The 12,014-nt window shown below is 55.8% G+C and carries 8 protein-coding genes; 2 read left to right on the top strand and 6 right to left on the bottom strand.

The annotated features are described in order from the left end of the window. Positions 1–25: 25 nt before the first annotated feature. Entirely contained in the window at positions 26–1,273 is a 1,248-nt protein-coding gene (locus tag ACMYSP_RS20115; protein WP_434583803.1) for a SulP family inorganic anion transporter, read from the top strand. Here the strand turns inward: ACMYSP_RS20115 and mgtE are convergent. From mgtE to ompK36, 6 genes are all read right to left on the bottom strand, one after another. Continuing rightward, on the bottom strand, positions 1,236–2,672 hold the full coding sequence (gene mgtE, locus ACMYSP_RS20110; RefSeq protein ID WP_434583802.1) for a magnesium transporter: 1,437 nt from the start codon (positions 2,670–2,672) through the stop codon (positions 1,236–1,238). The two genes, ACMYSP_RS20115 and mgtE, sit on opposite strands and share 38 nt — an antisense overlap. A 143-nt stretch (positions 2,673–2,815) precedes the next feature. Further along, positions 2,816–4,459 (bottom strand): multidrug ABC transporter permease/ATP-binding protein, encoded by a 1,644-nt coding sequence (locus ACMYSP_RS20105; protein ID WP_434583801.1) that lies wholly within the window; start codon positions 4,457–4,459, stop codon positions 2,816–2,818. Between the two features lie 78 nt (positions 4,460–4,537). Further along, entirely contained in the window at positions 4,538–5,197 is a 660-nt protein-coding gene (alkB, locus tag ACMYSP_RS20100) for a DNA oxidative demethylase AlkB (protein ID WP_434583799.1), read from the bottom strand. Then, entirely contained in the window at positions 5,197–6,261 is a 1,065-nt protein-coding gene (gene ada / locus ACMYSP_RS20095) for a bifunctional DNA-binding transcriptional regulator/O6-methylguanine-DNA methyltransferase Ada (RefSeq protein WP_434583797.1), read from the bottom strand. The genes alkB and ada overlap by 1 nt, the downstream gene beginning before the upstream one ends. 72 nt (positions 6,262–6,333) lie before the next feature. Further along, on the bottom strand, positions 6,334–7,386 hold the full coding sequence (gene apbE / locus ACMYSP_RS20090; protein WP_434583795.1) for an FAD:protein FMN transferase ApbE: 1,053 nt from the start codon (positions 7,384–7,386) through the stop codon (positions 6,334–6,336). Between the two features lie 103 nt (positions 7,387–7,489). After that, positions 7,490–8,581, bottom strand: a complete 1,092-nt coding sequence (gene ompK36 / locus ACMYSP_RS20085; protein WP_123755196.1) for a porin OmpK36 — start codon at positions 8,579–8,581, stop codon at positions 7,490–7,492. A gap of 768 nt (positions 8,582–9,349) precedes the next feature. Between ompK36 and rcsD the strand changes: the two genes are divergently transcribed. Further along, positions 9,350–12,007 (top strand): phosphotransferase RcsD, encoded by a 2,658-nt coding sequence (gene rcsD / locus ACMYSP_RS20080; RefSeq protein ID WP_434583793.1) that lies wholly within the window; start codon positions 9,350–9,352, stop codon positions 12,005–12,007. The last annotated feature ends 7 nt before the right edge of the window (positions 12,008–12,014 follow it).

The raw sequence follows: 12,014 nt of genomic DNA, 5'->3' as shown, positions 1-12,014 counted from the left end.
CCGCTGACCAACCTGCGAACCGCTTATGCCTCAAGCCTCAAATCACATCTCTTCCGCTTCAACCGGCGCATTTCGCCACGTATTACGCTCACCGGCGCTGCTGACCCGGGAAACCCTGGCAGGCGTGATCACTGCGCTGGCCCTGATTCCGGAAGTGATCTCCTTCTCCGTCATCGCCGGCGTTGACCCGAAAGTCAGCCTGATTGCCTCGGTGGTGCTGTGTCTGGCGATGTCGGTACTGGGTGGCAGGCCGGCGATGGTTACTGCGGCAGCCGGCTCGGTTGCGCTGGTGATTGGGCCGCTGGTACACCAGTACGGCGTAGGCTATATTCTGCCCGCCGTCATTTTGGCTGGTATTATTCAAATTTTGTTTGGGTTGTGCGGCATGGCGAGGTTAATGCGCTTTATTCCGCACTCGGTGATGACCGGCTTCGTCAACGCGTTGGGGATCTTGATCTTCTTTGCCCAGGTGCCGCATTTCTGGAGCAAGCAGCCGCTGATACTCGGCCTGTTCGTTCTGACGTTGCTGATTGTGTTGTGGGTGCCGCGCCTGACAAAAACGATTCCGTCGCCGCTGATCGCCATTGTGCTGCTGACCCTGTTTACCGTTACCAGCGGCCAGCTGCTGCCAACCGTTGGCGACGAAGGGTCAATGAGCGGCGGGCTGCCGGGCTTCACTGCCCTGCTGGTCCCGCTCGACCTGCATACCCTGCAAATTATCTGGCCCTGTGCGCTGAGCATCGCCTTCGTGGGCCTGATGGAATCGTTGCTGACGGCAAAACTGGTAGATGACCTGACCCAGACCCCGTCAAACAAAGCGCGCGAGAGTACCGGGCTGGGCATCGCCAATATACTGGCGGGGATGTATGGCGGTATTGCCGGCTGCGCGATGATCGGTCAGACCATCGTCAACGTCGAAATGGGCAAAGGGCGCAGCCGCGTCTCAACCATTGCCGCCGGTCTGGTACTGTTGCTGCTGGTGACCGCCCTGAGCGAAGTGATGGCGAAAATTCCGATGGTGGTGCTGGCCGGTGTAATGGTGATTGTTGCGGCGAAAACCTTCAGTTGGCAGAGCCTTCGCCCGGCGGAGCTGGCACGGAATCCGTGGCCGGAAACGCTGGTGATGCTGGTGACCGTCGGCGCAACGGTCGGGACCAGCAATCTGGCGGTTGGCGTACTGGCAGGGCTTGCGGTGATGGCGCTGATTCCACGACGTTGGCGCAACAAGCCGCAGGTTACATCAGAAACAGCGTCGCCAGACCCAGAAAAATAAAGAACCCGCCGGTGTCGGTGATAGCGGTGATCATCACGCTGGAGCCGACCGCCGGGTCGCGTCCCAGTTTGACCATCACCATGGGGATAATGACCCCCATCAGCGCCGCCATCAACAGATTCAGCATCATCGCCAGGGTCATCACGCCGCCCAGTTGCGGGTCGTCATACAGCCACCAGGTGACCGCCCCCATAATCCCGCCCCATACCAGGCCGTTAATCAATGCGACGCCCATTTCACGCATAATCAGAAACGAAAAACTGCCGGGCTGAATATGCTGAAGCGCCATCGCGCGGACGATCATAGTGATGGTCTGATTGCCGGTATTGCCGCCGATCCCGGCGACGATCGGCATCAGGGACGCTAACGCCACCAGCTGTGAGATGGTATGTTCAAAACCGTCAATCACCCGCGAAGCGATAAAGGCGGTGCACAGATTGACCGCCAGCCACGCCCAACGGGTTTTCACCGCTTTGCTGACCGGCGCAAAGACGTCTTCTTCGCTGCTCAGGCCGCCCATTCCACGCAGATCGCTGTCGGTCTCTTCGTACACCACATCCACGATCTCATCGATGGTCAGACGGCCCATTAACTTCCCGTCCGCATCAATCACCGCGGCACTAAGCAAGTCATCACGTTCGAAGGTTCGGGCCACTTTTTCCGCGGCTTCGTGCGGCTGGAAGGTCACCGGATCCCCTTCCATGACATCGCCTACTCGCTTTTGCGCGTCGTTGAGCAAAATGGTTTGCAGTTCCAGCTCGCCCAGCAGCAATTTATTGCGGGTGGTAACAAACAGCTTATCGGTGTTCTCCGGCATTTTTCCCAACCGCCGCAGATAGCGCTGCACCGCGGCCAGGGTCATCTCCGGGCGCACGACGATCACTTCGAACTCCATGATCGCCCCGACGGTGTTGTCGGCGTAGCGCATCATCTGACGTACCCGCGCGCGTTTTTCCGGCGGCATCGTCGCCAGTAAGCGACCGGTCAGGTTTCGCGGCAGGTGCTGAACCAGATAGACCTGTTCGTCAATATCCAGGGTTTGCAGCGCATCCAGCAGTTCGTGATCGCTCATCTTATCGATGAGATCGCCCCAGACGTTCTCGGACGCCTCGAGCAACACTTCGCCACGCTTATCGTTGCTGACCAGCTGCCAGAGTGCGTTACGCCCGTCGTTGGGCAATGCCTCCAGGGCATCGGCAAGGTCTGGCGGCGGAAGGTGGGAAACCAGCACTTCCACTTCGGCCAGATCGTCGGCGAGGGTGCCGTCGTCGTAGCGTTCGGCGAGGGTTAATTTGCCTGTCAGCGCCGAGGTAACGGCTTTATCGGTGGTCAGCAGCCAGATAAGACGGGCACGCTCTTCATCACGCAATCTGGCGCTTTTTTTATGCAACACGGACATCGGTCAGGCAATCCTTTTGAGAACAGGCGGCAGGCCAGGTGCCATAAGCATAGCGCGAGGAGGGAGAAAAAATAACCGTCAGGGCGTTCGTACGGCGGAAAAAACAACAACTACGCCCCCTGTTGACCAGGAGGCGCAGGCAATCAGGCGGTGCGGGCCACCGCGTCACGGGTCGCCAGCTCGCGTTCTTTCCCGGTCAGCTCCGTCAACTGGCCGCTTCGCATCTCCAGCAGGCGGTCCGCATGCTGGAAATAGTGATCGTCATGGCTGATGGCAAAAATGGTTTTCCCCATCTGCTGCATCAGCGGCAGCAGTACCTGATAAAACTCGCGGCGGAAGTGCGGGTCCTGGTCCGCCGCCCATTCATCCAGCAGAATGATATCGCGCTCTTCCGCCAGCGCCAGCAGCAACGCCACCCGTTTTTTCTGCCCCTTTGACAGCTTCAAATCGACGATTTTGCCGTTATCCAGCGTCAGCTTATGGGTCATTTTCAGGTTGTCCATCCACTGTGCTACCAGCGCCGGGTCAGCGGCGTTACCGCCCTCTCCCAGCAGCTGGTCAAACAGCCAGACATCGGTGAACACCGCCGAGAAAAGCTTGCGGTAATCTTCCGGTTTATCCACCGCCAGGGGTTGGCCATCGAGCAAAATCTCGCCGGAGGCCGGCTGATACAACCCGGTCAGCAGCATCGCCAGCGTCGATTTTCCGCTACCGTTGCCGCCGATCAAAAAGACCAGCTCGCCGCGCTTAAGGGTCAGGTTAATCGGCCCTACCGCAAAGCTGTTGTCCGGATAGTGGAAACTGACATCGCGCAGCTCCAGCGTCTGCCAGTGAGGATGCGCCTGCGGCGTCGGGAACTCGGCCCGGTACGGCGCCAGAGAGAAGCGATGCAGCTTATTGAATGCCACCTGGGCGCTCAGCAGCGTCGGCAGCGCGCCGACCGCCGAGAGCAGCGGCGTGCGCAAAAACAGCAGGGTCAGCGAATAGGTCGCCGCCACCGCGGTATTCGCCCAGCCAAGACCGTTGGCCATCCAGAACACCAGCCCGATAGCACCCAGCATCATGATATTTGACCAGTTCACCGCACTCAGATGGAAAGTATCGGCGCGGATAATATGGTGGCGATATTCGCGGGCATCCGGCAGATACAGCTGATTAAATACATATTCCGCACGTTCCCGGTTGAGGGTCAGCTCTTTGCGCCCTTCCAGTACCGTCTGATAATCATGATAAAGCTTGTCTTCGGTTTCCCGCAGCGTCGCCATGTGTTTATAGACGCGAGCCACCAGCACAAAGCCGCCCCAGATGGTGAGCGCCATCCACAGAGCGGTCACCATTACCATTTTCCCCGACAGCCACGCCAGATAACCGGCGGAGCCAAACGTCAGGATAATCCCCTGCACCAGCTCCGGCAGACGCACGAACGCAATGGTGATGTTCCGCACATCGCTGGTGAGTCCGGCCAGCAGCGACGCGCTGCCAATTTTCTCAACCTGTTCGATTTGGGTATCGAGGATCCGCTTGATAAATTCGCCGCGCAGGCGATAGACGAAATGGTGCCCGAGGGTGGTCAAGGCGAGCTGAGAGCCCAGCGTGACCACCATCAGCAGCAGCAATAAGCCGAGAAACTCCGGTAACACCGTTAGTGAGGTATCGACCACGGTCATTAACCGCAAATTAATAAAGGCAATCAGCCCGATGCCCAGCGCCGCACTGAGCAGACTCAGCGCAATGACTGAGATAAACGGCCAGCGATACTGGCGCCAAACAAGGAGGAGGAGTTCCATAACACGCAATCCGGACAAGCAAAACAGCCAGCAGTTTAAACGGCCCGGCGATGACATCAAGAATAATTCTTATTTTTGTTATTTATTAGCCGCCAGATTACCCGCCAGGCGGAAGGTAAGGTTGTAACGACAGGCTCCGGTCTGCGGATGATCCCCCGCTTTTAACGGCTGAATACCGTGATAAAACAGGCGCGATTCACCGCCCCACACCACTACATCGCCGTGCTCCAGCAGCACACGCTGCAGTGGGTCATTCCGACGCAGGCCGCCGAACTGGAACACCGCCGGCAGTCCCAGCGACACGGAAACAATGGGCGCCCGCAGATCGCGCTCATCTTTATCCTGATGCAAAGAGAGTTTTGCGCCAGGCTGGTAGCGGTTGATTAAACAAGCGTCTGGGGTAAAGCGTGGGTAGCCGCAGGCCTGTGCCGCTTCTGCCGCCAGCGCAGCAAATGGGGTCGGCATCGGCGGCCAGCGCTGCCCGGTCAACGGATCGTCAGGCGCATAAAGGTAGCCATGGCTATCGGTGGTCCAGCCCAGCGCGCCGCAGTTGGTCATCGCCACCGACATCGTATAGCCGCCCGGCGTCACCATCTGACGAAACGGCGAGCGGCTGGCAACCTGCGCGATAGCCTGTAGCAAAGCCGACGCTCGCGAAGTAGCAAAGCGTCGCAAAATCACGGCACCCGGTGCCAGTGGCTCTTGCCAGGGTGGCGTATCGGCAAATAAATCGAGCATTATGGCTCCTCGCTGTGCGCTTCGCGCGTTAACCGCTGGGCTTTGCGGGCCGTTCCCCAGCGATAGCCTGAAAGCGCGCCACCCTCGCGAACCACCCGATGACAGGGAATGACGATCGCCAGCTTATTCGCCGCACAGGCGCCCGCCACGGCTCTTACCGCACGCGGCTGACCGATGCGCTGCGCCACCTGGCGATAGCTACGGGTTTCTCCTGCCGGGATCTCGCGCAGCGCCTGCCAGACGCGCTGCTGGAAAGCGGTACCGCGGATGTCCAACGGCAGGTCGATGGCCTGGCGGTGATCGTCCAGATGGGCGAAGACCTGGGCGACCCGCTGATGGAAATGTGCATCGCCAGGTATCAACCGCGCTCTGGGGAACAGGCGGGCAAGTTCATCAAGCAGCGGCCCATCGGCTTCCCCCGGCAGGACGGCACACACGCCCCGCTCGCTTTCCGCGACCAGGCAGCGGCCAACCGCGCAATCGCCGAAGGTATAGACAATATCGATATCTTCACCGCCGCGACGAAACTGACTGGCGGTCATGCCGAGCGCAGCATCCGCCTGGCGATAGTAGCTGCTGCCATCAGGGAAACCGGCGGCCATCACTGCGGGCGTGACCTTTTCCCCCTGAGCCAGCGCCTCGCGTAAACGCCGCGCGCGCCACGCCTGCTGCCAGGCTTTTGGCGTCATGCCGGTGATTGATTTGAACAAACGATGAAAATGGTACGGGCTAACCGCCAGCGTCTGCGCCAGCGTTTCAAGGGTCACTGGCGCATCTTGTTCCAGCAGGCGGCAGGCCCGGGCGACTTTGTCCACTTTCTGCTGCTGCGGGTCGATGTTGTCCGGCTGGCAGCGTTTACAGGGGCGAAAGCCGTCAGCCACGGCCGCGTCGACATCGGGATAAAAACGCACGTTTTCCCGTAACGCCCGCCGCGAACGGCAGGAGGGACGGCAGCAGATGCCGGTGGTCAACACGGCAAAAACAAACTGACCATCGGCGTTCGCATCGCGATCGCACACCGCCTGCCAGCGGCGCGCATCGGTATCAGCAATTATCGGTTTCATAACGGGCTCCTGCTTTAAGTGTATCGTCAGTCTGCATCGACGCCCGTGAATAAAAACCCGAATTCTTGCGGTTTAATTTTTTTCGCCCACCAGGAAGGTGCGGAACTGCGGCGACATCCAGGTTGTAAACCCGTCCCCCTCTTTGACAATCATATAAACCGCCAGTCCCTGTTGACGCACCACTTCCTGAGCTTTCTGCGGCCCCAGCACCATCAGGCCGGTATCCCAGCCGTCCGCTTCCAGCGCCGTCGGCGCAATCACCGTCACCGACACCAGCTTGTGGTCGATAGGACGACCGGTTTGCGGGTCGATAACGTGCGAAATACGCTTACCATCGAGCTCATAATAGTTGCGGTAGCTACCGGAGGTGCTGATCCCATGACCGTTGATATCAACGATCGCCTGGACGGCATTTTCACGATCGGTCGGTTTCTGGATCGCCACCCGCCACGGTTGCCCGTCGCCGTTCATTCCCCGGCTCACCAGCGCGCCGCCGACAGAAACCAGATAGCGTGAAATGCCCTCTTGCTCCATCAGACGAGCCAGATGATCGGCAGCGTAGCCTTCACCCACGGTCGAGAGATCGACAAACAGATCCGGAATATCTTTTTGCAGATACTGGCGATCCGCATGGTTAATCACCGTCAGATGCTGTAGCCCGGTGCGCGCTTTCGCCGCGGCGATCTGCTGCGGATCCGGTGTTTTCAGCGGTTGTTTATCGGGACCAAATCCCCACAGGTTAACCAGCGGCCCTACCGTAATATCCATAGCGCCATCGGTTTTGGCACCGATGCGCAGCGACATCGTGACGATATCGGCCATCGCCTCGCTCACCGGCCAGGGTTCGGTGCCCGACGAGTGGTTAAAACGCATCAGCGCCGAGTCGTTTTTCCAGGTGGACAGCAGGCGATCGTCAGCATCAAGCTGCGCCTGTACTTTCTGACGTAGCGCCTGGGCTTTTTGCTGGTCCACGTCAATCACGCTGACGCGCCAGAAGGTGCCCATCGTTTTGCCATCCAGGACGGTGGCGGTAGGCGCAGGTGCGCTGGAGGTGGTGTCCGAATCACAGCCGGAAAGCAGTACGCAGACGCTAAACAGCGCGGTACGGAAAAAAGTGATATCCATAAAGTCAGGTTCCTCTTGCTAAGGCGGCAAGATTACACCAGCAAGGTTAAACCGGGCATAAAAAAAGGCGCCAGAGGCGCCTTTTTCATAAACTTCGTGCGACTTAGAACTGGTAAACCAGGCCCAGTGCAACCACGTCGTCGGTAGAGATACCGGCGTTACGGGTGAAGTTGTTGTCATCCAGCAGGTTGATTTTGTAATCAACATAGGTAGACATGTTTTTGTTGAAGTAGTAGGTCGCACCCAGATCAACGTATTTCAGGATATCCTGATCGCCGTAACCATTCAGGTCCTTACCTTTAGACTGCAGGTAAGCAACGGACGGACGCAGACCGAAGTCGAACTGGTACTGAGCAACCACTTCGAAGTTCTGTGCTTTGTTAGCAAAGCCCAGGTCACCCGCGCGAGTTGCGTTGTAAGTCTGGGTGTACTGAGTTGCCAGGTAAACGTTGTTCGCGTCGTATTTCAGGCCGCCGGTGTAGGTTTCAGCGTGGTCGCCTTCACCCAGAACCAGTGCGTTCTGATCGTCGGTACGTTTAGAGTTGGAGTACGCGAAACCAGCGCTGATGCCATCAAAGATGTCATAAGTTACGGAAGTACCGAAACCGTCGCCGTTCTGTTTCAGAGCGCCACGACCGTTGTTGGTCGCGCCTTCGCCGCTGACGCTGCCGTTTTTACCCTGGTACTGCAGAGCAAAGTTCAGGCCGTCAACCAGACCGAAGAAGTCAGAGTTACGGTAGGTAGCAACACCGTTAGCACGGGATTGCAGGAAGTTGTCAGAACCGTAGGTGTCGCCGCCGAATTCCGGCAGAACGTCGGTCCAGGACGTTACGTCGTATACTACGCCGTAGTTACGACCGTAGTCGAAAGAACCTGCGTCGCCAAATTTCAGACCAGCAAATGCCAGACGAGTCCATGCCTGATCGCTAGAGCTTTCAGTATTGTTCGCCTGAACGTTGTATTCCCACTGGCCGTAACCGGTCAGCTGGTCGTTGATCTGAGTTTCGCCTTTAACGCCAATACGCATGTAGGTCTGGTCGCCGTCTACGCTCTTGTCATCAGAGAAGTAGTGCAGGCCATCGATTTTACCGTACAGGTCTAATTTGTTGCCATCTTTGTTATAAATTTCAGCCGCATTTGCTGCGCCTGCTACCAGCAGAGCTGGTACCAGGAGGGACAGTACTTTAACTTTCATGTTATTAACCCTCTGTTTGTTATATGCCTTTTATTATGCCACTGCTTACTGATTACCCTTCTAATCAGTCGGCTATATTCATTGTGCTGTAAAATGCAGAATAATCCAACAAGAATATGATACGAAAACTTCTAAGGTGTTTCAAAGTTCCCACAAGATGTTTCAATTTGTAAATGCAGGGGAACTTTTCTGCACCATCAAAAACCACGAAAATAAGCACCAATAATCAAGAAAATAAATTTTTCCAATACAGTTCAACTGGTTACGAGGCAACATCTGTATAGCACTGAATGACAAAACAAAAACCACCCTTACGACTAGAATAATCCTCGCTATCATCATTAACTTTATTTATTACCGTCATTCAGTTCTGAATGTCTGTTTACCCCTATTTGAACCGGATGCCCTGCATTCGGTTTTTTTTTACCCTTCTTTACATATCTTGAATTTCCGCGTGTTATCCGAGAAAAAAATAACGTCTATTAATCAAACAATTCGCTGATAAGAAAATGCTCACCGAGGTAATTTCTTGTTATTTAGTGCTATTTATCCGTGAAATTCCGTAAATAATTGTACAATATGCACATTGCTGTACATCTTACCGACGTTCATTTTTTTAAGATTATTCTCGCGATTAAACTTTGACGAACGGCAATCTGTAGTATGGATTTGATAAATTAGCCTTTATACTGCTAACAGTATTCACTCTGCTACCAGCCACCTGGTGCAATACCCTGCTTACACACAGATGAGTCGCTTCGCCACACGATGACCCAGAAAAAATTCTCCCTGATGCCTGGCAGCATCACCCGCTTCTTCATTTTGATGGTCATCGTCCTGCTGGCGACGATGGGCGTCATGATCCAAAGCGCGGTCAATACCTGGTTGAAAGATAAAAGTTATCAGGTCATCGACGTCAGCCATGCGCTGCATAAACGCATCGATAGCTGGCGTTATGCCACCTGGCAGATTTATGACAATATCGCCGCGACCTCTACCAGTACCGCCAGCGACGGCTTACAGGAAACGCGTCTGAAGCAGGATGTCTATTACCTGGAAAAACCGCGGCGCAAGACCGAAGCGCTGATATTTGGCTCCCATGACAGCTCCACTCTGGAGATGACGCAGAAAATCTCCAGCTACCTCGACATCCTGTGGGGCGCAGAAACTATCCCGTGGTCGATGTACTACCTGAACGGCCTGGATAACAGCCTGATTCTGGTGTCGACGCTGCCGCTCAAGGACCTGTCATCCAGCTTTAAAGAGTCGACGATCACCAGCGTCGTAGAGTCCCGCCGCGCGGAGATGCTGCTGCAGGCCAACACGCTGGACGAGAGAGAAACCTTTTCGTCACTGCGCCGCCTTTCCTGGCAAAATGGCCACTATTTCACCCTGCGTACTACCTTTAACCAACCGGGCCACCTGGCAACCGTGGTGGCCTTCGATCTGCCCATCAATGACCTGATACCGCCCGGCATGCTGCTGGATAATTTCCGGATTGAGCCTGACCCGGCACAAAGCGGTACCACCAGCACGGATAAAGAAGCCTCTGACAGCATCAATATCGACTTTAACGGTACCAAAATTGAGATGACCACCAGCATCAATACCACCGGTATGCGGCTGATTTGGGTCGTCCCGTTTGGTACTTTGATCATGGAATCGCTGCAGAATGTTCTGTTGCCGCTGCTGCTGATTATCGGCCTGCTGGCTTTAACCCTGTTTGGTTTTACCACCTTTCGTCACTACGGCGGCCGCACACGCCAGACCGGCACCGGCGTATCTGCTGCCGCCAATAGCGAATTACGCACCCAACGTGCCATTAATGAAGAGATTGTCTCGCTGCTGCCGCTGGGGCTGCTGGTCCACGACCTGGAAACTAACCGCACGATAATCAGTAACCCGATAGCCGATCACTTGCTGCCGCATCTTAATCTGCAGAACATCACCAATATGGCGGACCAGCATCAGGGGGTGATTCAGGCGACGATCAATAACGAACTGTTTGAAATTCGTCTCTCTCGCAGCCAGGTCGCTCCGCGCACGCAGATCTTCATTATTCGCGATCAGGACCGGGAAGTACTGGTCAATAAAAAGCTCAAGCAGGCTCAACGTCTGTATGAGAAAAACCAGCAGGGTCGCGCAGCATTTATGGCGCATATCGGCAGCGCCCTGAAAACCCCGGCGCAGCGCCTGGCGGAAGAAGCCGCGTCCATCGGCATCGAGCATAGCCGCCAGCTGTCGCAACATGCTGATCGGCTGGTGCAGTTGGTGGACGACATTCAGCTGGCAAATCTGCTGGAAAACGACAGCTGGAAGAGCCAGCCGGCGCTGTTCTCGATTCAGGAACTGATTGATGAAGTGGTGCCTGAAGTCCTGCCGGTGATCAAACGTAAAGGGTTACAGCTGCTGATTAACAACGCGTTGCCGGCCAATGAACAGCGTTATGGCGATCGTGACGCCCTGCGCCGCACGTTGCTGATGCTTATTCAATATTCGGTGACGACGACGCAAATTGGCAAAATCACCCTCGATGTGAGCAAAGATGAGTCGGCCGACGACCGGCTAACCTTCCGTATTCTGGACACCGGCAACGGCGTATCCGGCAACGAAATCGACAACATGCACTTCCCGTTCCTTAACGAGACCCAGTCCGATCTGTATGGCAAAGCCAACGCCCTGACCTTCTGGCTCTGCGATCGTCTGACGCGCAAGCTCGGCGGTCAGCTGAATATTAAGGCACGAGAGTCGCTGGGCACCCGCTATTCATTGCATCTCAAAATGCCGGCCAGCGGCGAAGCGGCCGAGGCAGGCGAACACCTGCTGGATGATGTGGTAGTGATGCTGGATATTACCGCCCATGAAGTGCGGAAAATCGTAGTACGCCAGCTTGAAAACTGGGGAGCGACCTGCATCACCCCGGACGAACGGCTGACAAGTCAAGAATACGATCTGTTTTTAACAGATAATCCGTCTAATCTTACTGCTTCCGGCTTGCTTTTAAGCGATGATGAGGTTGGGATACGCAAAATTGGCCCAGGCCAACTGTGTGTCAACTTTAATATCAGCACAGCCATGCAGGAAGCAATTCTGCAACTGATTGAACAGCAGCTGGCGCAGGAAGAGGAGCAATCCACCCCTGCTGGAAGCGAAAGTAACGCCGAACTCCACGCCAGCGGCTATTACGCACTATTTGCCGACACGGTTCCGGATGATGTTCAGAGACTGTATACTGAACTGGCAACCAGTGATTTAGCTGCGCTGGCGCAGACAGCGCACCGCCTCAAAGGGGCGTTTGCTATGCTTAATCTGATACCCGGCAAACAGTTATGTGAAACGCTAGAGCATCTGATTCGCGAGAAAGATGTGCAAGGCATAGAAAAATATATCAGCGACATTGACGTCTACGTCAAGAGCTTGCTGTAGCAAGGTA

The sequence above is a fragment of the Klebsiella sp. R390 genome, from assembly GCF_051131745.1.
Taxonomy (GTDB): Bacteria; Pseudomonadota; Gammaproteobacteria; order Enterobacterales; family Enterobacteriaceae; genus Klebsiella.
The sequence above is the reverse complement of the archived record's forward strand: the minus strand, read 5'-3'. Positions and strand labels throughout refer to the sequence as shown.